This window comes from Arthrobacter rhamnosi, from assembly GCF_054510975.1.
Window position 1 is genome coordinate 299,568 of the sequence record NZ_JBTNDN010000003.1, and the last position, 24,702, is coordinate 324,269.

A 24,702-nucleotide genomic window follows, 5' to 3' on the forward strand; every position below is an offset into this window, starting at 1 on the left:
CCGATGATGGGTGAGGCGTCAGGGAATGGGGTCCAGCGTCGACCCGCCGGGCAAGTGCTCGGCGGGACTTCGCCGTCGGCCTCCGCGTTGTGCTGCGGCGCCAGCGAGGACGACGAGGAGGATCCCGAGGAACTGGATGGCAGAGGGTTGCTGGTGGAGCACGATCATCCCGAGCACCAGGCCCATGGCAGGTTCCAGTGCCATGAGGGTCCCGAAAGCGGTCGCTGTCATCCGGCGCAGCGCCAGCATCTCGAGGGCGAAGGGCAGCACGGGCAGGAGGATGGCCAAACCGGCTGCCGCGGCGAGGATACCGGGGCTGAGGTGCCCCACCGCTTGCGGGATACCGATGACCGCGGCGGTGACGGCCGCGACCGGAATCGTCAGGGACAGCGCGGAGATGCCGGTGAACCGGTCGCCGATGCGCTGGGTGAGCGTGATGTAGATGCCCCACCCGACGGCGGCCAGTCCGGCGAACAGGATGCCGGTCAGGTTGACCGCGCCGTGCCAGGGCTCGGTGAGGAGGAGAACGCCGCACAGGGCGAGACCGGGCCAGATCAACGCACGCAGGGAACGGCTCTGCAGGGCGGCGACGGTCAGCGGGCCGAGGAATTCGATGGCGACCGCCGTGCCGAGCGGGATGTGTTCGATCGCCGCGAGGAACCCGACTGTCACGAGCCCGGTGGTGATCCCCAGTCCCAGCAGCACCGGGACATCGCTCCGCCGCACGCGCGACAGGGGTGGTCTGGCGATGATCAGGAAGATCACGGCGCCCATGCTCAGCCGAAGCCATGCGGTACCTCCGGCACCTACCTCCCGGATGAGGTCCACGGAGAGGGCCGATCCCAGCTGCACGGAAAGGATCGCTGCTACGGCGAGCCCCCACGGCGGCACCCCGGCACCCGCCCTAGGACCGCTCATGCCGGCGCTCCCCGTCCTCGGCGATGAAGCGGCCGACGACGGTGACGTCGGGTCCGAGATCCATCAGGTGGCCGGTCAGGTCGTCGGCAGCTGCGGTGAGGGCATCATCGGTCAGGGGCGCCAGGGCGTCGAGGATGAACAGAGCCGTGGTTGTGCCGTCGGTGAGCTGGGTACGGCGGCCTTGACGCCAGTTCCAGCGACGGCAGGTCACGCCCGCCTCATCACACCAAATGACCTCTCCCGGGTCCGGGTGCTCGACCACCTCATCGCCCCCGGCGACGGTGTCGAAGGGCTCGACGCCCGTGGCACGGATGAGTCCGGGCGGACCGGTGTAGCCGGCCAGGTCCTCGCCGCCCAGTGGAACCTGGTGCAGGACCGACACCGCGTTGTAGATGTCGGTCAGTCGGTTCACCCGGGGCAGCCCGGACCCTGCGCGGCGCAGCAGCGACTCCAGGCTGTTGCGCGTGCGCTGCGGCTTCGCCCCGAACGACTTGTAGGCCTCACGCCAGGCAGCTACCTGAGGCAGGTTTTCCACCGGCAGTTCCTCCAGCGCTTTCCGCGCCGAGGTTTCCGCTGCCTGGAGCAGCAGGTCACTGGACTCGTCGCTGGGACCCGGCAGCAGCCCGTCCACCGCCAGGAGGACGGCGCGGTAGTCGGGCCGGAGTGAGAACACTGAAGAGTCCACCCGAGCACTGTCCAGGAACTCCTGGAGCATCCCTGTCTCACGCACCGGTTACCTCCACTCCGTGTCCTGACCCTGCTCCGGGCTCGAAGACCGCCAGGGAGAACCTTGCCGGTTCCAGGCCTCCGTTGGCGTAGGCATGGGCGACGTCGCCGGGGAACGACACGGCGTCGCCTTCCTCGAGGACGAACGACTCGTCCCCCACCTCCACGGTGACAGACCCCTGCCAGACCTGCAGCAGTTCCTTCGTGCCCTCCGAGTGGGCCTCGCTTCCGTGCCGATCCCCTGGACCCAGCGTCCAGTCCCAGAGCTCCGCCACATCCGGTACTTCCGTTCCGGCCACCAGTACACCCCGGCCACCGGCCTCCGACCTCCAGAGAACCGCACCCTCACCCGTCCGGGTGACCGCCACGGGCCTGGGTCGCGGTGACTCGACCAATGCCGGCAGCCCGACGCCCAGCGCGTCCCCGATTCTCAGCAGCGTACCCACGCTCGGGTTCACCGCTCCCTGCTCGACATTGACGACCATCCGCCGGCTCACCCCCGCCGCTTCCGCCAGCTGGTCGAGCGTCCAGCGCCTCGACTGCCGCTGCTCCTTCACCCGATCACCGATCGCCGTGGCCAGGGCCGATGTGCTTTCCTCCATAAGTGCATCATACTGCACTAGGAGTGCAGTATTCAATGCTTCAAGTCACCAGACGGGTCGGCCTGTATTTGGAACCGGCGAGCCGAGCGGACGAAGAAGGCGGGCCCGGGAGCCCGGACCCGCCTTCATGCTCGATGTTCCTACCGGGTGACAGCCGCGGTCCGTACCGAGTACACCGTCGCGTTGGCGTAGCCGGCCTTGGAGCCGGTCACGCCGACGCTCATGGTCTTGCCGAGGTCCGCGCTCGTGAGCTTGTAGGTCTTCGCGGTAGCACCCGTGATCGCAACCCCGGTGCGGTACCACTGGTACCGCAGCGTCGTCCCGGCGGTCCAGGTGCCCGTGTTGGCCGTCAGCGTGTAAGTGATCCGGGTCGTGCCCGAGACGGTCGGCTTCGGGGCGGTCAGGGTGCCGGCTACAACGGCCGCCGTCCGCACCGAGTACACGGTCGCGTTGGTGTAGCCGGCCTTGGAGCCGGTCACCCCGACGCTGATGTTCTTGCCGAGGTCGGCCGCGGTGAGCGCGTACGTCTTTCCGGTGGCTCCGGTGATGGGGACGCCGGTGCGGAACCACTGGTACGTGAAGGTCGCCCCCGAGGTCCAGGTGCCCGTGTTCGCCGTGAGGGTATATCCGACCTTGGTCGTGCCGGTGACGGTGGGCTTTGTGGCTGACAGAGTGCCGGCGGCGACCGCGGCCGTGCGTGCCGAGGATTGCGTGATGCTGGTGTAGCCCGTCTTCGAGCCGGTGACGCCGACGGTAATCGTCTGGCCGAGGTCGGCAGCGGTCAGCGCGAGAGTAGCGCCGGTTGCCCCGGTGATGGGGACGCCGGTGCGGTACCACTGGTACTTCAGAGTGGTTCCGGCGGTCCATGCTGCCGTGGTGGCCGTGAGCGTTGAGCCTACCTTGGCTATTCCGGCGACCGTGGGCACGGGGGCCGTGAGAGATGCGGCGGTGACAGCCGCCGTCGGAGCGGAAACCTTCGTCAGTACGTCATAGCCGAGCTTGGTCCCGATTGCCTGAACGGAGACCCTGTGCCCGAGGTCCTCGAGGGTGATCGCATAGGTCGATCCGGTCTTGTCGGCCAGGAGACCGTCGTCGCGGAACCACCTGTACTCAAACGCCGTGCCTGTGGTCCAGATCCCTGCATCAACCGTGAGGGTTTGACCGAAGGTGGGTGTTCCCTTGATGGCGGGCGCCGTCCCTGTCAGGGCTCCTCGACTGACCGGCGCGGTTGCAGCTGAGGTTGCCGAGGCGGGGATGGCACCGCTCCTGAGGCCCGTGACCCTGACGCTGACGTGCTTGTCGACGTCTCCGGGCTGGAGCGTGTACGTCTTGCCGCTACCGCTGTCGGGGATGGACTGGCCATCGGCGAGCCACTCGTAAAGGAATGACTCCGGCACAGGCGACCAGTCCCCGGTGGTCGCAGTCACGGTCTGACCGACGCTGGTGTTCCCGGTGATAGTCGGGATGCCGGCCGTGAGGCCGCCGGTCTGGACGGGGACCGAGTGAACCGTATCGTGGGTGACCGGCAGGTAGCCGGCCTTCTCTCCGGTGACGTTTGCCCAGACGGACTTGCCGATGTCCGCGGTGGACAGGGTGTAGCTGGCGTTGGTGCCGTTCGGGATCTGCTCGGCGCCGCGGTACCACTGGTAGCGGATCGCGACCGGCGCCGGCTGCCAGGTGCCGGCGTTGATCGTCAGGGTGGTGCCGACGACGTATGCGCCGGTCGAACTGACGCGCGGCGACAGAGAAATAAGCCTGCCGAGCTGAACCAATCCGGTGGATGCCGATTTTCTGGTGGCGTCAGAGTAGCCGGGCTTGGTACCGGTGGCGACGACGTGCAGCGACCGGCTGGCGTCGGCTGCGGTGGGATTGTAGGTGGTGCCGGTCGCTCCGGGAATGAGGTCGGCGTCACGGTACCACTGAACGCTTACCTCCACCGGAGCGGGCTCCCAGGCGCCGATCTCTACGGTGAGAGTCCCACCGACTGCCGGAGTGCCCGTGATGACGACGGGTCCGGGGTCGATGACGGTGCCGGGCTCAGCCGGGGGCGGTAGTTCGCCCACATCTGCAGATTGAACAGCTGCTCGCGCGTTGATCAGGCCCGTGCCACAGCCCCACTCGCACTCGATCTGCAGCGGCCTGGTCGTGCCCTTGAGGATGTTCTCAACGCTCGCCGGGCTCAGGGTGCCGTTGAGTGCGAGCATGAGGGCGGCGGTAGCAGCGACGTGCGGCGCTGCCATCGAAGTGCCCTGGTAGAAAGCGTAGGCCTGGTCGCTGTAGTCCTCGACCGGACCGCTGGAGCCCATGTTGAAGGTGGACAGGATGCCGCCGAGAGTGTCGACGTCCATGTTGCCGCCGGGGGCAACGACGTCGACGATGTCCCCGTAGTTCGAGTAGGGGGCCTTGCCGCCATCCGGGCCCGATGCAGCGACCGCGATGACATGCTCGCAGTTGGCCGGGCTGGTGAGAAGGGCGTCCTGACTGTCGTTGCCAGCGGCCGCGACAACGACCGACCCGCGGCCGACAGCCCCGTTGATGGCGCTCTGCCAGCTGGTGGTACATGGTCCACTGCCAGCGAGGCTGAGGTTGATGACCCTGGCTGGATTCGGATTTGCCGGCGCTCCTGGCACGGCTCCTCCGGAAGCCCAGGTAACCCCGTCCACGATGTCGGACATCCAGCCACCGCATTCGGCGAGAGCCCTTACGGGGAGGATCTTCGCCCCTGGTGCGATGCCGACGACACCCTGGTCGTTAGCTGCCGCGGCGATGGTGCCGGCAACGTGGGTGCCATGCCACGAGGAGGAGGCTGTACCGCACTCCCCCGATTCGCCGTAGTCGCCCTCGTCGGTGGCATCGGGGTCGCGCCCGTTGCCGTCGCGACTCTTGGCCGGATCGGAGATCATGTCATAGCCGGGCAGCACATTAGCGTTCAGGTCGACGTGTGGAGTGATGCCGGTGTCGATGACGGCGACAGTGATGCCTCTACCGGTCGTGGCACCCCACGCGCCCTCGGCGTCAATGCCGGCCAGAGGATCGAATATTGGCCACTGGTAGCTGTAGAGCGGGTCAACCGGCGAGAGCGAGGTGACCTGCAGGATCTGGTCCGGTTCGGCGTACTCGACGGAGTTGTTGGCTTCGAGGGACGCGACGAACGCTTCGGCCTCACCGGTTTCGAGTTCGCGGCTCGTCTCCACGACGGTCGCCCCGGTGCCCATGACCTTGAGCTCCCTGACGGCGATGCCGAGCTCCTTGACCTTCACCCCGTAGGCGTTGCCGCGGGACTTGGAGCTCGCCTGCGCCTGGTCCTTGAACTTCACGATGAAGCGGTCGACCGGCTGCTGCACCGCGGTGCCACGGACTTCCGGGTTGGCGATCGGCTCCGGTGGTGCTTCCGTTGCGGACGCCGGAATTGCCAGAAGCGGACCGGCGAGCAGGGCGGCAATGGTGGCCGCTGCCGCTCCTCGGGTGATACGGCGGGGGCGGGTGAACATGCGCGTCCTCGGTGGTCATCCCACCGATGGTGGGCAGCGGCAGGGAAGTCCGAATGCTGTCCCCCGCCGAAGCCTATCCGGGAGACGACACCGTCCTACCGGCATGAATCCGCAGTGTTTCCGCAGGTCAGCGGCAGGAGCTTGCGTATCGGTGACCGGGCCGCTCCGAGTGGGGCTGCCAGGGACACCAGCGCTAGCGCGCGGTCACTCCTCGGAGTCCGTCTCGTCGCCGACCTCACCGAGGTACTGGATCGTCAGGACCGGGCTGTGCATCTCGTCGGTGCCGGCGACCAGGGCGACGTACGCGTGCTCGCCATCGAAACCCGGAGCGATGTAGTCGTAGCTCTTCCAGGTCGGGTGCTCGGCGGCGCCGTGCCAGGCGATGTGCAGCAGCAGGTCCTCCCACTCGGCCTCGTCCGGCAGGTCCGTGAACCCGAGGACTTCCAGAACCTCCTTCTCGACGGCGACGGGGCACAGGAAGTACTGGCGGGAGGCGTACGGGCTGATGTCGACCAGGTCGCCGGTACGAAGCGCCCGCTGGCGTGCAGTGCCGGGGTACTTCTCCGGCACCTCGCTCGTGACCTGGTGCTCGAGCAGGTCGACCTGTTCGGTGGTGGGCATGCCCTGCGGATAGAGGTAGGCGTTGACGCGGGACGCCGGATCGTAGGGCACGAACCAGGCCGGCGCTTCGGGCTCCTCGCCATCCGGTACAGGGTGGTATGCCTGTTCGAGCACCGTGCGGTCCTCGAGAAGGCCGACCGTCGCCCGGTCCAGGTTGACCGCTCCGAGGTTCGCGCCGTACTCGGTGTCGGCGTTCCGGACACCTTTCTTAGCGATGCAGTACACGGCGAGCTCGTGCGCAAAGGTGCGGGCACTGTGCCAGCCCAGTTCGAACTCGGAAGCGACCTCGGCCGCGACGACGGCGAAGCGCTGCAGGAATGCCGCGGTGTAGTGGTGCCGGTATGCCGGCGGCAGCATATCGACCACCTTCGCTCCGGCCGAGGAGATGTACTCCTGCAGATCCCCGCCGGCAGCCTCGATCGTACGCATCGCGAAGACGTCGTCGAAGAGCCCGTCGAGCACGATCGGAATCGCCTGGCGCAGGGCGCCGCGCAGGAGCTGCGCGATCACCAGGGCTTCCAGCCGATCCTCGGGCGAGTCGTAGTTGGACGCCGGGAGCTGGCCGTCCTCGTCGAGCTGCATCCGGCCGATGCACGCACCCTGGAGTTCGGGACCTCCGAAGTAGCCGAACATGGTGAGATCGATGCCCTCGAGCTTCCGGCCTTCGTTGATCAGCTCGATCTGCTTCGGTGTCAGGTCCTGCGGGTCGATGGTCGGTGGCACTGTGCTCCTTGGTCCGGTGGCGCCAGAGTAACAGCAGTCCGGCTGGCTGTGCGCGTAGGGGCCGGGGCACTGCCCGTGGCCGCGGTCACGCACAGTGGCGTCGCCCCTACTCGTCGAGCAAGACCCGGATGGTGCGCAGGACGGTCTCGCTTGCCTGGAGCCGGCGGGCTGACGGATTGTCAGTATTCGCATCGTGGAGCAGGTCCGACAGACGGCTCATGTTCCGCTGTTTCCTGGTCCGGGGCTGCCCGCGCGGTCAGCAGCCTTCCACTGCTTGCGGGCCAGGGGCTGCTCACCCGGGGGCAGTGACCGGACGTAAGCGTCGTACCTTCTGCGTCTGGGAGGCTCCCAGAACCACATCACCTCGAGCAGAATTTCGAAAGCAACGCGCGCGACCAGCCCGAGGACCTCGATCACCTTAACCTGCCTGACTTCTCCCCCGTCGTCATGACGTGCATCCTACGCCGCCCCCGTCGGGGTCGGGTGAGTCCTTGAAGTCGGGGTTCCCGGCGTGCATCGGTGCGGCGGCCGTCACCTCGACGCAGCTGGCATAGGAGACCTCGTCACCGGGCGCTGCGGGAGCCTCCTCGTGTGGCGTTCGTGAGAGCAACCTCCGTCAGGTCTCTTTGAGTACATCATTGCGCGTGTCGCAGCCGTTGCGGTCCACGTCCGCCCCGTCGCTCCGTCAACCTCGGGGGCCCGCCTCAGACCGTTGCGCGGGACGGGAAGCTCCCCGAACAGCACTGGTGGGACTTCGGTGCACTGGTCCGCGGCTCCGGGCGAGAAGCGAAGCGGCCGGTTATTCCTGCCCTTGGCGGTTAGGGCAAACCGGCGGTCGCGACGATGATGTTGGCTAGGCGGCGGTGTACTCGGCAATGGCTTCGTCGGCTGCCTTTCGGCGTCCAGCCTTGGCGTACCAGAGGACCATGAGTGCGACGCCGAGCAGCATCGCCCCGACACCGATGACGAATGTGCCGCCGACACCGGCGAACACAGTGCTCCCGTACTCAGGATCGAGCATGTCGACAGCAGAGAGGATGAACGCGGCCGTCATCATCAGCGCTCCGAGCAGCGGCAGTACGCCTCGGAACATCAGGTTGCGGGTGCTCGAGCGCAGGGTGCGGCGGAAGTACCAGGCGCAGGCGAAGCCGGTCAGCCCGTAGTAGAAGGCGATGAACAGGCCCAGGGACGCGATCGAGTCGGCCAGAAAGTCCTCGCTGACCAGTGTCATGACGACGTAGTAGGCCGACGCCACCACTCCCATCAGGACGGTGGAGAACGTGGGCGTCAGGTACTTCGCGTGGACGGTCGCGAATCGCTCCGGCAATGCCCGGTGGGCTGCCATGGACAGGGTTCCGCGCGCCGTCGGGAGGATCGTCGTCTGCGTGGATGAGGCCGCGGAGATCAGGACGGCGAGCACGGCGACCCACGCCCAGTCACCCATGACGGCCTCGCTGACGGAGTAGAACACGTCAGCGGCATTGTCCTCGTTGCCGAGCCCGAGCCCCTCACTTCCGGTGCCGGCGAACATCATGACGACGACGCTGACACCGACGTAGGTGGCGAGCAGAATGACCGATGAGATGAGCGCAGCCCGCCCGGGTGTCTTCCGCGGGTTGGATGTCTCCTCATTCAGCGCCAGACAGGTGTCCCAGCCCCAGTAGATGAACAGGGCCAGCAGGATGGCGTAGGTGAAGGCGGACAAGGACTCGACGGCGAACGGGTTGAACCAGGCGAGGCTCACTGCGGTGAAGTCGAAGGCCTCCCCTGCGGAGATGCGGTACACAGCGAACCCGGTGAAGAGCGCCAGAGCGGCGTATTGGAGGGCGATCAGGGTGCGCTGCATCTTCTCGGAGATGTCCACCCCGCGGTAGTTCGTCCACGTCAAGGAGGCGATGAAGGCCCCGCCAGTCGCGGTTACGAGCGGCACGTTGTCGCCCATCTCAGGATCTACCAGGCGCCAGAGGTACTGCCCGGCGACCTGAGCCAGGTTGGCCAGCACCACGATGCCGGAAAGGGCCATGGCCCAGCCGCCCATCCAGCCGGCGAACTTCCCGAACGCGCGTGACGCCCAGGTGAATGTCGTCCCGCAGTCAGGGGTGTCCCTGTTGAGCTCGCGGTAGGCGTAGGCGATCAGCAGCATGGGCACGAAGGCGACGATGAGCGCCGCAGGGGCCTGTACGCCGACGGCCAGGACGATGAAGCCGAGCGTCGCGGCCAGCGAGTAGACAGGCGCCGTGGAGGACAGGCCGACGGAGACACTGCCGACGAGGCCGAGGTCCCCGGCGGACAGTCCCTTGCCCTGCACCGCGGATCCCGTGGGTGAGATGGTCATGGTCGCCTAACCGTTGCTCGGCGCGGGCGCGTCGATGATGTTGGGCACGAACCGGCAGAAGTAGTCGGTGACGTAGCCGTCGGATTCCCGGATGCCGACGCCGACGGACTCGCCGTCAACCACCCATGCACCGAGGACCGGCCGGTTGCCGTCGAAGTCGGGCAGCGGGCTCCACGCCTGGTAGCACCAGCCTTCGGCTCCGTAGTCGCCGGGCTGCTCGATCTCGACGCCCTTGGCGTGGATGCGGATGTTGTCGCCCTCGCGGCCATGCAGGGGCTTGGCAACCCACTCCTCCATACCGTTCGGTCCGTCGAGGTAGGACGGCAACAGGTTGGGATGGTCCGGGTAGAGGTGCCAGAGGGCGGCCAGGAGGGCCTTGTTGGACAGGAACATCTTCCAGGCCGGCTCGACCCAGCGGGTCATCACGGGCCAGTCAAGGATCTTCTGACCGAACTCCTCCTTCATCATCATCTCCCACGGGTAGAGCTTGAAGATGGTGCTGATCGCTTTGTTGTCGAGGTCCACGAAGCGGTGCTGACGGGCGTCCCAACCGATGTCGCTCATGTTGATACCGACGGTCTCCCAACCGGCCTGCGAGGCGACGTCGCGCATGTAGGCGGCCGTCATCCAGTCCTCGCCTGACTCTTCGGTCTCGATGTGCGCAACATGCAGCCTCGGGCCCTCGATTCCAAAGCGCTGCTTGTCCCATGCGGCGACGAGGGCTTCGTGGATGCCGTTCCACTGGTCGTTCTCGGGCTTGACGTCCTGCAGCCAGAACCACTGGGCGATGGACGCCTCGATGAGACCGGTCGGGGTGTCGGCGTTGTACTCGAGCATCTTCGGCGGGTTCACGCCGTCGTAGGAGAAGTCGAAGCGGCCGTAGACGGCAGGCTCACTGCGGGCCAGAGAACCGGCAGCAAGCCGCATCGCTTCGGCGCTGATGCCGATGTTGCCCATGGCGCCGGTGGCAAGGTAGCGGGCCGCTTCGATGCACATGCCGTGCAGCTCCTCGGTGACCTTCTCCAGCATCTCGACCTCTGCGAGGTCGAACTGGTAGTAGGCGCCCTCGTGCCAGTAGTCGATCTCCGAGCCGTCGGGCATGATCGTCGTCGAGTAGAGCAGGCCCTGGCTGGCGATCTTTTCCTTCCAGTCCGGGCGCGGGGTAGACAGCAAGCGCTTCACGTCAGCCTCCCATGCTTCCGGAGCGTCCGCCGCTGCCGCCGGACTTCGCGCTGTTGCCGAAGCCGCCGCGTGTAACGGACTGGCCTTCGCTGGAGAACCCGCTTCTGGCGGTCGCCCCCGAGGGGATATTGGTGATGCCGCCCGAGACCCGGGACCCAACGCGCGGAATGACAGTGCTGCGGCCGGAGTTGTTGATGATCATGGGCAGGAAGTACCAGCCGAAAGTCCCGCTGGAACGGCCCGCCTCACTGCACTTGCTGTCCTCAACGCGCTCCTGCGTGGTCCTGTCCTGACACACCTGGGCATAGTCCTCGTCAATGACGTCCCCCTCCGGAGTGCAGCCTGTGAGGAGGGCGCTGGCAAGCAGCGCGGTGACGCCAAGGGCGAGCGAACCCGAACGCCGGATGCGGTTCGTTGTGCCCACGGTCGGGCTCTGGGTACTGTTCATGGTCACTCTCGATGGTAGGTCGATGCTCGGTCAGGATGTGTGCAGGTACATCGTGAAGTCTCCCCGTGCAAAGAAAAGGCGGCAAGCTGATCGATGAGCCTGCCACCTCCTTATGTTGAAGGAGGTGGCCCGCCGGGATTCGAACCCGCCCGGTCCGAGGACCGGTAGTGTGCCTCACACTCTCAGCTAATCCCCTCTCACCCGTCGGCTAGTTCCGGAAGACCCTTTCCGGGCCTTTAGTCCATCGCCGGGGGTCGAACCCGGGACCCGCAAGGGGCCGCCATCCGCCTAGAACCAGGTGAACGGGTGCCGACCCGCTCCCCTGTCTGTCCTTCGGGGTGCGCTTTCCCGAGCTTCGGATGCTCGGTCGCCCGGGCGTAAGCACCATGTGTGCGGTGACTAGAGGAAGCCACCCCGCCCTACCGCACGGCGGCTCGAGCACCCTTCCAGAGCAGGCCCAGCGCAGAAGCCGATGCGCGCCCCGATGACGACGGGGTTCCAGCGCTCCATTGCCTTCTGGCGCTCCGGGTTGTCGCCGGCCCTTCCCCTCAGCCAGTAGAACAAGACGATCGCGGCGACCCAGATCGCCGGCACGCCGTAGATACGCTTGTGCAGGTGGCGCCGCCGAATTTGGGGACCTATTTTTCGGAACGGACCTGGTTACTGACAGAGCAAGTTTTGGAAGCTGGTAATTCATGAGAAGCAGTCCTCGGCGTCCTTGGAAGGGCGCGTTGATCTTCAGCGGGCTGGTGTTGTTGGCCTCAATTTCAGTGATGGTGTTTGTGCCGACGGAGCAGGTACCGCTGGAGGTTGCGGTCCTGATTGCCGGATTGCTGGCGGGGGCCGTGTTGGTGCGTTTTGGTGTGTCTCGGCGGTGGATGAATTCTGTCGTGCTCGTGTCGTTCATCGCCGTGTGGTTCGCACTCGGCACGGCCGGATACGCCTGGTTCGGAGGTTTTCTCGCAGGAGCATCCGCGGGGGTCGCTTGGGGGCGGATAGTTCGAAACCGAACACTAAAAGCCGCGGCATCGTAGAAGGAAGGGTGGCAGCAACGATCCATCGCGCCGCGCCGCATGCCCCTGGCTCCGAGAAATTTTCAGTATTCAAAATTGATCTGACTGCAAGGGCGACAAGCGGATCTACGGCGCCGAGTCCGATACCTCTTTGCGTCCGTTGACGGATGGTCAAATGGGCTCTTTAAGTCCGCCGATCGGTGTCCTGCGACCAATCACGCCGAAGCCGAAAGGAACAGCGGCACAGAGAATCGCGAAGCCGGCGTGAGCGATGGGGAAAAGGGAAGGACTGTATGGCCCTGCGAACATCCAGACATACCCTGAAAGGAAGGACAGCGTCAGCGCTGCCAAGCCAGGTAGCACGCGAAGGAATGAAGACATAGGTTACAGTCCCACACCTGCCGCATTGTCCCTCTACATTATCCCTCTACATTATCCCTCTACGCGAAGCGCAGAGGGATCCATCAGCGGGACAGGCTTAGGAGTGACTTATCGGATCCTCCAGAATCTTGGTCCAGGCCTCCTCGTAGGTGGAGCGTTGCCAGTGCTGGCGTGGGCCCTCCCATTCGCGTGCGACATCGGTCAGCCATATTGTCGTATCGGGATTCCACCCTGCGAGGACCGTGTGGACGTCGGCGTCGACCTGCAGTGCACGATTAGCGCCAGTGAGGTAGGCCAGAGCGGTCAGGTGCACCGCGTCCCACCGCTGTGCGACCTTCTCCCAGTCCGGGATGACCCATCTGCCGTCGTGACCGGTACACCGGAACCAGTCATGGCGCCGGGATGCCGTGACCTCCAGTGGGTACTCGCGGCACAGTGATACCCACTCGTCCGCGGTGCGGATCTCGTAGGTGCGGCCGACGCCGCGGACGGGGATGACCGTGGCGTGCTCCTCCCCGAAGGAGTCCTCGATGAGGTCCAGTCCCAGGGGTACCCGTCCGATCGTTTGCAGGCTTCCGTGTGCGAAGGACCACCACGTCCCCGACCAGGAGGCGCGAGGATCCCGGGGGCGTTCCTTCTCTGCCCGGACCTCCTCCGCACGGGTGTCGCGGGCCCACGTGGACAGGGCGCGCGCTGGGTTCCTGGGCAGGGGCGCAGGATCATCTGCCGGTCGCCAGTCAATGGCCCACTGCTCGACCTGCCGGCCCTGCGACCACCACTGCATGGGGGACACCGTCATCACGTGCTGCGCGATCGGGGCAAGGGCGGCCTTCACCTCGGGAAGCGCTGCCAGAACGTCCTCCCCGTCCGGCTCCTGCCAGGGCCGAGACGTATCGACCGCCGCGGCCAACGCCCGGTCGATCACACCACCGGCGATCCGTGTCACATCGAGCGAGGCAAAGCTCGTGATGAGGTCCATCATGGACGGTCTCGGTGGCCGGTCAGCGCCCCCATCGGAGGTAGCGGTTATCAGCACCCGGGATGTCCCCTTGCCGGGATCCAAATAGTGGGCAAGCCAGAAGACGGCGGACCTGATCGACGGGTTCAACTCCATCACCAGTTCCAGGCACAGACGTCGTCCACGAGGTCCTACGAGCAGCACATCAGCGCCGATATCCATTCGCCCACCCTACGGGTGGCGACGTTGGCTAAGCAGGAGGAAACCACCACAACGTCCCACCAGTCCGGTACGCTCAGCGATCCTCCGATGGAATGATGCGATGCTGGGTTACCAGCGCGTTCCACGTAGGTCCATGTCGCCCTGCGGCCACCCGCTCGCATCACACATCGCGGAGCAGACAAGATCCGGCCAACCGTCGGAAACGATGACAGAAGTCTGGTCCAAGCGGGACAAGGAGCGCTCCGTCGCGTGAACTTGAATCCACCCCGCCGATTCGTAGAACGGCACCACCTCTTGCCTGCATCCGAGGAAGCCGAAGTCGACCCGACCTTCATCGCGTATCGCCTGTTGAGCGTGTCGCATCGCTCCACCGCCGAGCCCAGTGCCGCGTGACTGCTCATCAACGGGCACGCCTCCTGTCCCTGCCACCAGGACGTCACTTCCGCCGACCGAAATAACGCGGCGTTGGAAACCGACGTGCGCCGCCACCGCTGTTCCTCGGAAGCCGAGGACATGAAACTCTGCCGGAGAGCGGCGAAATCTGCTCTGCTCAGGTCTTTGTGAAGCTTCACCTTCAGCTGCGCAACCTAGGTAAACAATCGGAGGTCGGGATGCCAATAGGCGGTTGAGGGGACGACACAAGGACGGGCCTTGCCGCCGGAACGTCAGAGCTTGGGTCTCGGCGCCGATTGGTATTTCTCCTCGCCGGCCGTTTCGATGACCCGCTCCCACTCTGAGGGACCAACCAAAGCCGGATGAACGGAAGGATTATGCACCTTTGGTCCGCTACTGGGCGCCACGAAGATGGGCCGGAGCTACGCCATGATAAGCACGGGGCCGCTGTCAGGTCCCTTCCCCCACCATTCGGACTCAGCTAAGGAAGCTCCGCACGAGGATCGGAGCAAAGGAATCCGTCCTCAAAACGATGGCATGTACGCTCTGAAGGCAACAAAAAACCGCCGGATCAGGGCCTTTGCCCTGTGTTCCAGCGGTTCGTTGTGGAGCTAAGGGGATTCGAACCCCTGACCCCCTGCATGCCATGCAGGTGCGCTACCAGCTGCGCCATAGCCCCGTACTTCGCCGCTTCCCGGGGTCTTCACCCCGCCGAAGCAACTTGATCAGTGTAGTAAATTCTGGGAGCTTCGCCAAATCGGGCGCCCGGTGCCCTCAGCCTTCCAGTGGCTCCACCGGCAGCGAGCCCAGACCGACGTTGTGCTCGGTCAGTTGCCAGGAGAAGCGAGCCTCGGCCCTACCCACCACCTCGTGCACTTCCGACCAGTGGCAGTTCGAGAGTCCGGCGAGGGCACCCCAGCGCTGCGGGGGCAACCCCATGAGGGCCGCCAGGGCCGCCCGAATGGATCCACCATGGCTGACAACCACGAGGGTCTCCGACGGCTCGATGCGGGCGACGGCGTCGGTCACGGCGGCGAGCATGCGCTCCCCGACCTCCAGCCGGTTCTCGGCACCGCCCGCCCGCACCTCGGGGTCTCCCCCGCGCCAGGCCGCGTTGTCGTCGGCGAACTTCTCGTCGATGTCGGCGAAGGACAAGCCCTGCCACGCACCCGCATCCGTCTCGCGGAGCCGTGCGTCGAAGGACACCTCGACGCCGCTGAGCTCACCCAGTGCCGCCGCGGTGTCGGCGGCACGGCGCAGGTCGGAGGAGACGATCATCGACGGCTGCCGGGTCGCCAGCACCTCCGCCGCCCGCACCGCCTGCTCGCGACCCATCTCATCGAGGTCGATGTCCTCCTGGCCCTGGAACAGTCCCGAGCGGTTCCACTCCGTGCGCCCGTGGCGCCAGAAGATGATGCGGCGGGCAGCGGGGTCCGCGTGGGGGTACCGCGTCACTCCGCGACGTCGTCGGACGCTGCGGTCCGAGGTGAGGTCTGCAGCGCGCCCTCGAGCTGGAGGTCCACGGACGGGCAGTCCTTCCAGAGTCGGTCGAGGGCATAGAAGACCCGGTCTTCCTCGTGCTGGACGTGGACGATCACTTCGGCGTAATCGAGGAGGACCCAGCGGCCCTCACTGCGACCTTCGCGCCGCACGGGCTTCAGGCCCTGCTTCGACAGTTCCTCCTCGATGCCGTCGACGATCGCATTGACCTGCCGCTCACTCGGCGCCGACGCGATCACGAAGATGTCCGTGATGGCGAGGCGGTCACTCACGTCGATGGCGACGATGTCCTGGGCGATCTTGTCCACTGCGGCGTGCGCCGCGGTGCGGGCAATTCCAATGGACTGTTCGGTAGCGCTCACTGATCTCCTTGTGTGGTGCCAGCATTTTCACCCATTGAGGGAGCTGACTGTCATTATTATCCCGGTTGCGAGCGCGGCCGCGCCCACACCGAGCAGCGAATACTGGATGTAGCGGAGGCGGCGGAGCCGTCCCAGCCCAGCAGTCATGGCGTCGAGCGGTTCCAGGCCGAACGCATCCCGTGCCCCGAGCGGCGTCCCCTCGCTCTCGGCCGAACCCTGCCGGGCCTCCGGCAGGACGATGGGTATGAGCGAGGTCGACGGCGCCCGCAGCACGGCGTACATCGCACCCGGAGGCTTGACGAACTCCGGCGGCGCGACGATCGACAGGTTGTCCGGCGCAGCAGGGTCGTTCGGCGCGGGCTTCTGCTCCTGCTGCTCCGACACTTCCTGTGCACGGCGTGCGCGGGAAGTGAGGGCAGCAGCCCGCTCGGCCAGCGCCTTCTGCTGCGCCAGCACTGCCGGATCCACCGGGAAGGCGCTCGGCGAGCCGTCGGCCTGCCCTCCTGCGTCCCCGACGAGCGCCGTGCGTGCCGCTAGGGCCTCTTCGATGCTCATGTCATCGGCCGTACGCCCTGTTTTCGCGGTGGCTGTGGCACCTGCGTCCGTCGCGGCCGTGGCACCTGCGTCCGTCACGGCTGTGGCACCTGCGTCCGTCACGGCTGTGGCACCTGCGTCCGTCGCGGCCGTGGCACCTGCGTCCGTCACGGCCGTGGCACCTGCGTCCGTCGCGGCCGTGGCACCCCCGTTTGTCGCGGCTGTGGCACCTGCGGGTGGCGTCGCTGCCGCTCCGACAGCTGCCAGCTGCGTCGTCAGCTGGCGCCGGCGGTCCCTGCGCCCACCGGGCAGCGGCTCGCCGAGCGAACCGGCCGGTGGCGCGGCTACCCGGCCCTGCGGCTGCTGCAGCCGCAACTGGCGGCGGGTAGGGGTCTCCACGCGGACCGCCCCTTCGACCGGACCCGTTGCATCCCGGTCGCCGCGGTCCGAAGGCACGGGAGTCCGTGCGTTGTCGTCTGCCTTGCCCATTGCTGATTCACCCAGTTGGTTGTTGTACGGAGCTCGGGTTCCCCCCGTGCTCCCCTTCCGTCGACAGGACGTTCCCGTCCTCGACGCGCGAGGACAGGCTGTCCTCCAGTGGCACCCGGTACAGCCGGTGCTTGGCGATGTACTGGACCACACCGTCCGGTACGAGGTACCAGACGGGCTTGCCCTCACCGACCCGGCGCCGGCAGTCGGTGCTGGAGATGGCCATCGCCGGTACCTCCAGCAGGCTGACGTCCCGCCCGCGGCCGTTCAGTTCGTGGCCCGGCCGCGTCACCCCGATGAAGTGCGCCAGGGACCAGAGCTCCTCCGCGTTCTTCCACGTCAGGATCTGCGCCATGGCGTCCGCACCCGTGATGAAGAACAGCTGGGCGTCGGGCCGCTGCACCTTCAGATCGCGCAGGGTGTCGATCGTGAACGTCGGGCCCGGGCGCTCGATGTCCACCCGGCTGACCGTGAAGCTCGGATTCGACGCCGTCGCGATAACCGTCATCAGGTACCGGTGCTCGGCTGCCGTGACGTCCTTGTCCGCCTTCTGCCAGGGCTGGCCCGTGGGGACGAAGACGACCTCGTCGAGATCGAACACCGATGCGACCTCACTCGCGGCCACGAGGTGGCCGTGGTGAATGGGGTCGAAGGTACCGCCCATGACCCCGAGGCGCCAGGGCGACCCGTCACGATGCCGCAGGCCACCCATCACGTCCCGCTCGATCCTGTCCGCCACCGGGACTGCTAGTGTCGGTTCGCTTCGCCGTGGTCGTGGTTGTTGGCGTGCTGCTTGTGCGGGTCGAGGTGCTCTTCGACGGCCTCGTGGCGGTTGCGCACGTTGGAGAAGGACAGGGCCACGATCATGAGCGTGAGCAGGGCCCCCATGGCGATGAGCGCGTACGCGATGGCCGGCATGGGCAGCTCGGTGTGTTCCAGGGCTTCGTTCGCCAGCAGCGCGCTGCCGAGGGAGTAGAGCATCGTGGTTCCTCTGTCAGGTCAGGTTCCGCCGGTCCGTCTCGGCCCGGCGCGGGCATTTCTTCCAATGGTACGCGTAAAGGGACGCGCGCTCCCCAGCCTGCCGGCCGGGGTCAGCGACGGATCTGCCCCTCACCCTGCACGATCCATTTGGTCGTCGTGAGCTCCGCCAGCCCCATCGGTCCCCGCGCGTGCATCTTCTGCGTGGAGATCCCCACCTCGGCACCAAGTCCGAGTTCCCCGCCGTCGACGAACCGGGTGGAGGCATTCACCAGGACGGCGGCGGAGTCGACGCCCGCTACGAACTCCTCCGACGACGCCAGGCTGTTCGTGATGATGGCTTCGCTGTGTCCGGTGCTCCACCGACGGATGTGGCGAAGCGCCTCGTCGACGCTGTCGACGGTCCGCACCGCGAGGTCGAGCTGCATGTACTCGCGTCCCCAGTCGTCGTCGGTGGCGGGCAGCGCGTCCACGCCCTCGGGCAGGAGGGCACGCGACCGGTCGTCGACGTGGAGTGTCACCCCGGCCCTCACGAGCGCCGCGAGGACGCCGGGAGCAGCCTGGGAGCCGGCATGCACGAGGAGTGTCTCCACCGTGTTGCAGACGCTGGGACGCTGGGTCTTCGCGTTGAGAAGGATGTCGATGGCCATGTCCTCGTCGGCGCTCTCGTCGAGGAGGATGTGCACGTTCCCCTCCCCCGTCTCGATCACGGGAACCCGTGCGGTGGTCACGACGGACTGGATGAGGTCACGCCCGCCACGCGGGATCAGGACGTCGATCCGCCCACGGGCCGCCATGAGCACCTGGGCGCCCTCCCGGCCGAACTCATCGATGGTGAGCACGGCGTCGTCGGGCAGTCCGTGCGCGTCCAGCGTGTCGCGGATGATGCCCACGAGGGCGGCGTTGGTGGCGGCTGCCGCACTGCCGCCCCGGAGGATGACGGCGTTGCCGCTCTTCAGAGCGAGGCCGGCAATATCGACCGTGACGTTCGGGCGCGCCTCGTAGATCGCCGCGACGACACCGAGGGGCACACGGACCTGCCGCATCCGGAGTCCGTTTGGGAGGGTCTCGGCGCGCACGGCGGTCCCGACGGGATCAGGGAGTGCGGCCAGTTGTGCCAGTGCCTCCCCGAGCCGGTCGATGCGCTCCGGGTCGAGGCTCAGGCGGTCCAGCAGGTAGTCGGAGGTCCCGGCGGCGCGGCCGCGTTCGACGTCGGTCCGGTTGGCGGCGAGGACGACGTCACGCCGTGCCACCAGTGCGTCGGCGATGGCGAGGAGCAGGCGGTCCTTGCGGGCGCGGTTGGCCCTGCCGAGGATGCGGGACGCGGCGCGCGCCCTGTCCGTGATCGCGTGGACGGCCTCCGTGAGCTGCTCCGGGGACAACGCCGGAGCGGCGTCGGTCCGGCCAGGAGTCGTTCCAGGAGTCGTTCCGGTGGTCGTCTCAGCCTTCAGGTCGGTCATCCCAGCATTCTAGCGAGAAGCAGGGCGCCGGGCCTCAGGCGCTGTCCTTCATGACGCGGCGGCGGCCTGCAGCACCACGAGGTCGTTCACGTGCACCACCGAGCGCTCGTACTCGGCGCCCAGTTCCTCCGCGAGGTCATGCGTGGAGCGTCCGAGCATTCGGGGGAGCTCCGCGGAACTGTAGTTGACTAGGCCCCGCGCCACGACGGTTCCGTCACCGCTCACGAGCTGCACCGGATCGCCCGCCTCGAACACGCCCGACAGTCCGACGACTCCCGCCGGCAGCAGGGAACGCCGCCGCTCCCCCACGGCGTGCACGGCGCCGTCGTCGAGCACGAGGGTACCGAGGACCCGGGCGAGGTGTGCCAGCCAGAGCAGGCGGATGGGCTGCCGCTTGCCGGTCGCCGTGAACCAGGTGCCGACGTCCTCCCCGCGCAGCGCGGCGGCGGCGTTCGCCGTCGACGTGACGAGGGCGGGGATTCCGGAGGACGCCGCGATGGTGGCGGCCTCGACCTTCGTGACCATGCCGCCCGTGCCGACACCCGCCTTGCCGGCCCGCCCGATCGTGACCCCTTCGAGGTCTGCGGGTGAGGTGACGAGCGGTATCCGGCTCGCACCCGCGCTCGGCGGTCCGTCGTAGAGGGCGTCGACGTCGGACAGGAGCACGAGTGCCTCCGCCTTGACGAGGTGGGCGACGAGGGCGGCCAGCCGGTCGTTGTCGCCGAAGCGGATCTCATGGCTGGCGACCGTGTCGTTCTCGTTCACGATGGGCACGACGCCGAAGTTCAGGAGCCGTTCCATGGCACGGTGGGCGTTGGCGTAGTGGGACCGCCGGACGAGGTCCTCCGCGGTCAGCAGGATCTGGCTCACCGTGACGCCGTGGGCGGCGAAGGCCTGCGAGTACTGGGCCATGAGCAGGCCCTGCCCCACGCTCGCCGCCGCCTGCTGCGTGGACAGCTGCGCAGGCCGCCGTGCGAGGCCCAGGGGCGCGAGCCCTGCGGCGATCGCCCCGGAGGACACCAGGATCACTTCCGTCCCGGCCAACCGCCGCTCTGCGAGGACATCGGCGAGGCCGACGAGGGCCTCACTCGAGATCCCACCGGAGACCGACGTCAGCGACGACGAACCGACCTTGACGACGATCCGTCCCGCGGCGGGCAGGCCGGCACGGGACGCCAGCGGATGCTGCGACTGTTCCTGGGCCACGGGCGCCTAGTCCCGGGACTCGGCGTCCGCTTCCCGCTGGGCAGGAGCGGGCTGCTTGCGGTTCTGCACGGACTCGGTCCAGATGCCGGCCTTGCGGTCGGCCTCGAGGTCGGCCCGGGCCGCAGCCTTCGCGTCCTTGCGCTCCTGGTACTCCTCGCGCTTCTGCTCGCGCGTGGGCCGGACGTACTCCGCGAGGCGCAGGTCGGAGCCTCGCGGCCCGGCGAGCAGCTCCGCGCCGCCCATCATCGTCGGTTCCCAGTCGAACACGACGCCGTCGCCCTCGCCGATCACCACGGTGTCGCCGGGCTTGGCGCCGACCTTGAAGAGTTCCTCCTCGACACCGACCTTGGCCAGGCGGTCCGCGAGGTACCCGACGGCCTCGTCGTTCGTGAAGTCGGTCTGCTTGACCCAGCGCTCCGGCTTCTCGCCGAGCACGCGGAAGAGGGGCAGGGCGTCCTTCTCCTCGAGGCGGATCCTGAACGGTGCGGCGTTGACGCCGCGGGGGCGCAGCACCGGCGGAGCGACCTTCGGGGGTGCGCTGGCGACGGCCTTGCGCGCGTTCTCGACGATCTCGGCCATCGCGAAGCCCAGCTGGCGCAGTCCCTCGTGGCTGGAGGCCGACACCTCGAACACACGGTAGCCGCGCGCCTCGAGTTCGGGACGTACGAAGTCCGCCATGTCCCGTCCGTCCGGCACGTCCACCTTGTTGAGGGCGACGAGGCGGGGGCGCTCGTTCAGGGGGACGACGTCACCGTCGGGCCCGGCGTAGCTCATGTCGACCGAGTACTTCTCGAGTTCACGCTCGATGATGCCGAGGTCCTTCAGCGGATCGCGGTCGGTTTCGAGGGCGGCGCAGTCCAGCACGTGCACGAGGGCGGCGCAGCGCTCCACGTGGCGCAGGAAGTGGTGGCCGAGGCCCTTGCCCTCGCTCGCGCCCTCGATGAGGCCGGGAACGTCCGCGATGGTGAAGCGCGTGGAACCCGCTTCGACGACGCCCAGGTTCGGCACGAGGGTGGTGAAGGGGTAGTCGGCGATCTTCGGGCGGGCAGCGGACATCGCGGCGATCAGGCTGGACTTGCCGGCGGAGGGGAAGCCCACGAGGGCGATGTCCGCGATGGACTTGAGTTCGAGGACGACGTCCCGCTCGTCGCCCGGGATGCCGAGCAGTGCGAAGCCCGGGGCCTTGCGCTTCTGGGAGGACAGCGCAGCGTTGCCGAGGCCGCCCTGACCACCGGCGGCCGCGACGAACTCGGTGCCCTCACCGACGAGGTCCGCGAGGACCTCACCGTCCTTCGTCTTGACGACGGTGCCGTCCGGGACGGGAAGGATCAGGGTCTCCCCGCTCTTGCCACCGCGCCAGTCACCCATGCCGTTGCCGCCGTTCGTGGCATGCCGGTGCGGGGCGTGGTGGTAGTCGAGGAGGGTGGTGGTCTGGTGGTCGACGCGGAGGATGACGTCGCCGCCGTCGCCGCCGTTGCCGCCGTCGGGCCCGCCGAGGGGCTTGAACTTCTCGCGGTGGACGGAGACGCAGCCGTGGCCACCAGTGCCTCCGGATACGTGCAGGACTACGCGGTCAACGAAGCTCGCCACGTTGGTCTCCTTCTACAAATGCTTCACTGTGCCGAGTCTAACCGGCTTAAAAGAAGGTGGGGCGAGCCGTAGAGGCTCACCCCACCCGAATGCTTGTGCATCGTGTGCAGGCAGATTTACTCTGCTGCCGCACCTACGATGTTGACGACCTTGCGTCCGCGACGGGTACCGAATTCAACGGCTCCTGCCTCGAGTGCGAACAGGGTGTCGTCGCCGCCGCGGCCGACATTGGCGCCCGGGTGGAAGTGGGTGCCGCGCTGGCGGACGATGATCTCGCCGGCCTTGACGACCTGGCCGCCGAAGCGCTTGACGCCCAGGAACTGTGCGTTCGAGTCGCGGCCGTTGCGAGTGGAGCTTGCGCCCTTCTTATGTGCCATGAGTTATGCCTGCCTTCGCTGAAGTTTCGTACGTGACCGATCGATAGCCCGAAGGGACTACGCGATGCCTGTGATTTTGACGCGGGTCAGTTCCGAACGGTGACCCTGGCGCTTCTTGTAGCCGGTCTTGTTCTTGAACTTCTGGATGACAATCTTCGGTCCACGAAGATTCTCGACGATCTCGGCAGTGACGGTGACCTTCGCGAGGTCCTCCGCTGCAGAGGTGATCTTGGCGCCGTCTACCAGAAGGAGGGCGGGAAGCTTGAACGTGCTTCCTGCCTGACCGGTGACGCGGTCAAGGGTAACGAGGTCTCCTACAGAAACCTTTTCTTGGCGGCCGCCTGCGCGGACAATCGCGTACACCACTTGGGAACTCACTTCTCTCGACAATCTTGACTTCTGATGAAAAAACCTGGGTGCGCCTCGGCAGCAAACCTGGAGGTTGCTCTTCGTGCCGGAAATCCCGCACCGTTGCTGCCGGACATGCCGGTTAACAGGCGAGTGCACCGAGGGTCTAGATTACGCCAGAACAGCATCTTCCTGCAAATCAGCGGGCTCGCGCCGCCCAGCGCCGGGGCCGTGAACGCGCGGAGCGTCGAAGAAGTCCCGTTCGTACGTGGCGGACCACCTGAACGCCGCGAGCATGGCGTTCCTCTCCGCGGGCGAGGCACGCCGGTGGGCATCGTCCGCGATCTGCTGCGCACGTGCGGTGGCTGCGGCGAAGCCAGGATCGGCGTAGGTGGCGATCCAGTCCGCGTAGGGGTGGGGGCCGGACGGAACGCCGTCGCCCACCTTCTCCTGCACGTGATCCCCGACGGTGGCGTAGAGCCAGAAGCACGGCAGCACCGCGGCCACGAGTTCCGCGTACGAGCCGCGTCCGGCGGCCGCAGCGAGGTGGTCGCAGTACGCCCGCGTGACGGGGCCCGCCTCGCCCTCGCCGAAGCGGGCCCCGGCTTCCCTCGCCAGCCAGGTGCGGTGCAGCTCCGCTTCGGTCTGCAGGCACGACGTCGCCGCCGTCAGCCAGAACAGCTGGTCGTCCTCCGAAGGAGCCAGGGCGGCGGCGGCGGCGAGCACGCGGGAGTACTCGCGGAGGTAGAGCGCGTCCTGCTGCAGGTAGTAGGCGAAATCGTGGGCGGGCAGGGTCCCCTCCGTCAGGCCGGTGACGAAGGGGAGCGCGAGGATCTCGTTCCGGACCGCCGTGGTGTCCCGCCAGGCCAGGTCGGTGAAGCGGTGGTGCATGCGCGGGTCGACCGCGGAGTGGAAGTGGTGGACGGGTCCGCTGCCCGCTCCCACGTCCAGGAGGTCCGCGGCCTCGAGTGCCCCCTCGAGCCAGGATTTCGCTTCGCGGACGGCCGTGGGCCAGTCGGCGGTGGCGGCGTACCGGCTGGCGATCGCCGACGACAGCGAACAGCCCGTGCCGTGCGTGTTCACCGTCGCCACGCGCCGCCCGTCGAGGACCAGCGCGTCGTCGGGACCTCCCGGCGGGGGGAGGAGGGCGTCGGGACACCGCTCCCCCGGCAGGTGCCCACCCTTCACCAGGACACGCGTGCCGAGCCGCGCCGCGAGGGTGCTCCCCTGGGCGAGTGCCTCCGGCCAGGAGGTCGCCGGCTCGGCTCCGACGAGTACGGCGAGTTCCGCGATGTTGGGGGTGACGAGCGACGCGCGACGGGCGACGTCGATCACGGCGCGTACGGCATTGTCGTCGAGCAACCGGGCTCCGCTCGTGGCCACCATGACCGGGTCGAGCACCACGGCGGGCGGGCGAGCGTCGTCGAGCCATCCCGCCACGCAGCGCGCGATGTCGGCGGAACCGAGCATCCCGATCTTCACGGCGCTGATGGACACGTCCTCGGCGACGGCGTCGAGCTGCTGCCGGAGGAACTCCGCGGGAGGGGTGTGCACGCCGGTGACGCCCCGGGTGTTCTGCGCCGTCAGGGCGGTCACGACGGCCATCGCGTAGCCACCGTTGGCGCTGATGCTCTTGATGTCCGCCTGGATCCCGGCTCCGCCGCTCGGGTCCGAGCCGGCGATGCTGAGGATATTGGGAATTCCGGACGTGGGTGTGGGAACCGCAGTATGCATGGGTGACATCCCTCCGCTAGGCGTCGGGCGCACGCGCCCGCTAGATCAGGTTCGACGGGTTTGATCTCAGCCCTGCATCCGGCAGGGCACCCCGTGTCGCGATCAAGCCTA

Annotated in this window: 21 protein-coding genes, 1 tRNA gene and 1 riboswitch; all 22 genes read right to left on the reverse strand. The window is 67.3% G+C overall.

The genetic code is table 11. The features are described 5' to 3' along the window. Positions 1 to 18: 18 nt before the first annotated feature. A complete protein-coding gene (locus ACX80J_RS09845) occupies positions 19 to 918 on the reverse strand; it encodes an EamA family transporter (RefSeq protein WP_459347631.1) in 900 nt (299 codons plus the stop codon). Then, positions 905 to 1,633 carry a B3/B4 domain-containing protein gene (locus ACX80J_RS09850; protein ID WP_459347734.1) on the reverse strand — a complete coding sequence of 243 codons (729 nt, stop codon included), beginning with the start codon at positions 1,631 to 1,633 and terminating at the stop codon, positions 905 to 907. The genes ACX80J_RS09845 and ACX80J_RS09850 overlap by 14 nt, the downstream gene beginning before the upstream one ends. A gap of 7 nt (positions 1,634 to 1,640) precedes the next feature. Further along, positions 1,641 to 2,246 carry a helix-turn-helix domain-containing protein gene (locus ACX80J_RS09855; protein ID WP_459347632.1) on the reverse strand — a complete coding sequence of 202 codons (606 nt, stop codon included), beginning with the start codon at positions 2,244 to 2,246 and terminating at the stop codon, positions 1,641 to 1,643. A gap of 140 nt (positions 2,247 to 2,386) precedes the next feature. After that, a complete protein-coding gene (locus tag ACX80J_RS09860) occupies positions 2,387 to 5,737 on the reverse strand; it encodes a S8 family serine peptidase (protein ID WP_459347633.1) in 3,351 nt (1,116 codons plus the stop codon). Positions 5,738 to 5,941: 204 nt separating this feature from the next. Next, positions 5,942 to 7,081 carry a hypothetical protein gene (locus tag ACX80J_RS09865; protein WP_459347634.1) on the reverse strand — a complete coding sequence of 380 codons (1,140 nt, stop codon included), beginning with the start codon at positions 7,079 to 7,081 and terminating at the stop codon, positions 5,942 to 5,944. A gap of 853 nt (positions 7,082 to 7,934) precedes the next feature. Further along, positions 7,935 to 9,416, reverse strand: a complete 1,482-nt coding sequence (locus tag ACX80J_RS09870) for an APC family permease (protein ID WP_459347635.1) — start codon at positions 9,414 to 9,416, stop codon at positions 7,935 to 7,937. A gap of 6 nt (positions 9,417 to 9,422) precedes the next feature. Then, positions 9,423 to 10,598 carry a glutathionylspermidine synthase family protein gene (locus ACX80J_RS09875; RefSeq protein ID WP_459347636.1) on the reverse strand — a complete coding sequence of 392 codons (1,176 nt, stop codon included), beginning with the start codon at positions 10,596 to 10,598 and terminating at the stop codon, positions 9,423 to 9,425. Position 10,599: 1 nt separating this feature from the next. Next, entirely contained in the window at positions 10,600 to 11,046 is a 447-nt protein-coding gene (locus ACX80J_RS09880) for a tRNA-dihydrouridine synthase (RefSeq protein WP_459347637.1), read from the reverse strand. Between the two features lie 1,491 nt (positions 11,047 to 12,537). Beyond that, a complete protein-coding gene (locus ACX80J_RS09885) occupies positions 12,538 to 13,422 on the reverse strand; it encodes a hypothetical protein (protein WP_459347638.1) in 885 nt (294 codons plus the stop codon). 306 nt (positions 13,423 to 13,728) lie between these two features. Next, a complete protein-coding gene (locus ACX80J_RS09890; protein WP_459347639.1) occupies positions 13,729 to 14,352 on the reverse strand; it encodes a GNAT family protein in 624 nt (207 codons plus the stop codon). Positions 14,353 to 14,619: 267 nt separating this feature from the next. Beyond that, positions 14,620 to 14,692, reverse strand: a tRNA-Ala gene (locus ACX80J_RS09895). Between the two features lie 95 nt (positions 14,693 to 14,787). Beyond that, positions 14,788 to 15,468, reverse strand: coding sequence for a histidine phosphatase family protein (locus tag ACX80J_RS09900; protein ID WP_459347640.1), 681 nt, complete (start codon positions 15,466 to 15,468; stop codon positions 14,788 to 14,790). Continuing rightward, a complete protein-coding gene (gene rsfS, locus ACX80J_RS09905) occupies positions 15,465 to 15,875 on the reverse strand; it encodes a ribosome silencing factor (protein WP_087073567.1) in 411 nt (136 codons plus the stop codon). The genes ACX80J_RS09900 and rsfS overlap by 4 nt, the downstream gene beginning before the upstream one ends. Positions 15,876 to 15,902: 27 nt before the next feature. Next, positions 15,903 to 16,808, reverse strand: coding sequence for a hypothetical protein (locus tag ACX80J_RS09910; RefSeq protein WP_459347641.1), 906 nt, complete (start codon positions 16,806 to 16,808; stop codon positions 15,903 to 15,905). 97 nt (positions 16,809 to 16,905) lie between these two features. After that, entirely contained in the window at positions 16,906 to 17,562 is a 657-nt protein-coding gene (gene nadD / locus ACX80J_RS09915) for a nicotinate-nucleotide adenylyltransferase (protein ID WP_459347735.1), read from the reverse strand. An 83-nt stretch (positions 17,563 to 17,645) separates the two neighbouring features. Beyond that, complete coding sequence (locus tag ACX80J_RS09920) at positions 17,646 to 17,879, reverse strand: hypothetical protein (protein ID WP_459347642.1); 234 nt, start codon at positions 17,877 to 17,879, stop codon at positions 17,646 to 17,648. A 110-nt stretch (positions 17,880 to 17,989) separates the two neighbouring features. After that, positions 17,990 to 19,336, reverse strand: coding sequence for a glutamate-5-semialdehyde dehydrogenase (locus ACX80J_RS09925; RefSeq protein WP_459347643.1), 1,347 nt, complete (start codon positions 19,334 to 19,336; stop codon positions 17,990 to 17,992). A 48-nt stretch (positions 19,337 to 19,384) separates the two neighbouring features. Beyond that, positions 19,385 to 20,542, reverse strand: coding sequence for a glutamate 5-kinase (gene proB / locus ACX80J_RS09930; RefSeq protein WP_301228342.1), 1,158 nt, complete (start codon positions 20,540 to 20,542; stop codon positions 19,385 to 19,387). Positions 20,543 to 20,548: 6 nt separating this feature from the next. Beyond that, complete coding sequence (gene obgE / locus ACX80J_RS09935) at positions 20,549 to 22,132, reverse strand: GTPase ObgE (RefSeq protein ID WP_459344663.1); 1,584 nt, start codon at positions 22,130 to 22,132, stop codon at positions 20,549 to 20,551. Between the two features lie 116 nt (positions 22,133 to 22,248). Then, positions 22,249 to 22,509 carry a 50S ribosomal protein L27 gene (gene rpmA, locus ACX80J_RS09940; protein ID WP_087073579.1) on the reverse strand — a complete coding sequence of 87 codons (261 nt, stop codon included), beginning with the start codon at positions 22,507 to 22,509 and terminating at the stop codon, positions 22,249 to 22,251. A gap of 57 nt (positions 22,510 to 22,566) precedes the next feature. Further along, complete coding sequence (gene rplU, locus ACX80J_RS09945) at positions 22,567 to 22,875, reverse strand: 50S ribosomal protein L21 (RefSeq protein WP_087073581.1); 309 nt, start codon at positions 22,873 to 22,875, stop codon at positions 22,567 to 22,569. Positions 22,876 to 23,028: 153 nt separating this feature from the next. After that, the gene (gene thiD, locus ACX80J_RS09950) at positions 23,029 to 24,591 is read right to left on the reverse strand and encodes a bifunctional hydroxymethylpyrimidine kinase/phosphomethylpyrimidine kinase (RefSeq protein ID WP_459347644.1); all 1,563 of its coding nucleotides are present in this window, start codon (positions 24,589 to 24,591) and stop codon (positions 23,029 to 23,031) included. Next, positions 24,583 to 24,695, reverse strand: a riboswitch (TPP riboswitch). Its footprint overlaps the gene before it by 9 nt. Positions 24,696 to 24,702: the final 7 nt, after the last annotated feature.

Excerpts from the sequence above, each read along its gene's own strand:
- ACX80J_RS09845 (WP_459347631.1), bottom strand. The coding sequence starts at position 918 with ATGAGCGGTCCTAGGGCGGGTGCCGGGGTGCCGCCGTGGGGGCTCGCC.
- ACX80J_RS09850 (WP_459347734.1), bottom strand. The coding sequence starts at position 1,633 with ATGCTCCAGGAGTTCCTGGACAGTGCTCGGGTGGACTCTTCAGTGTTC.
- ACX80J_RS09855 (WP_459347632.1), bottom strand. The coding sequence starts at position 2,246 with ATGGAGGAAAGCACATCGGCCCTGGCCACGGCGATCGGTGATCGGGTG.
- ACX80J_RS09860 (WP_459347633.1), bottom strand. The coding sequence starts at position 5,737 with ATGTTCACCCGCCCCCGCCGTATCACCCGAGGAGCGGCAGCGGCCACC.
- ACX80J_RS09870 (WP_459347635.1), bottom strand. The coding sequence starts at position 9,416 with ATGACCATCTCACCCACGGGATCCGCGGTGCAGGGCAAGGGACTGTCC.
- ACX80J_RS09880 (WP_459347637.1), bottom strand. The coding sequence starts at position 11,046 with ATGAACAGTACCCAGAGCCCGACCGTGGGCACAACGAACCGCATCCGG.
- ACX80J_RS09885 (WP_459347638.1), bottom strand. The coding sequence starts at position 13,422 with ATGATGGACCTCATCACGAGCTTTGCCTCGCTCGATGTGACACGGATC.
- nadD (WP_459347735.1), bottom strand. The coding sequence starts at position 17,562 with ATGGGCGGTACCTTCGACCCCATTCACCACGGCCACCTCGTGGCCGCG.
- ACX80J_RS09920 (WP_459347642.1), bottom strand. The coding sequence starts at position 17,879 with ATGCTCTACTCCCTCGGCAGCGCGCTGCTGGCGAACGAAGCCCTGGAA.
- ACX80J_RS09925 (WP_459347643.1), bottom strand. The coding sequence starts at position 19,336 with ATGACCGACCTGAAGGCTGAGACGACCACCGGAACGACTCCTGGAACG.
- rpmA (WP_087073579.1), bottom strand. The coding sequence starts at position 22,509 with ATGGCACATAAGAAGGGCGCAAGCTCCACTCGCAACGGCCGCGACTCG.
- thiD (WP_459347644.1), bottom strand. The coding sequence starts at position 24,591 with ATGCATACTGCGGTTCCCACACCCACGTCCGGAATTCCCAATATCCTC.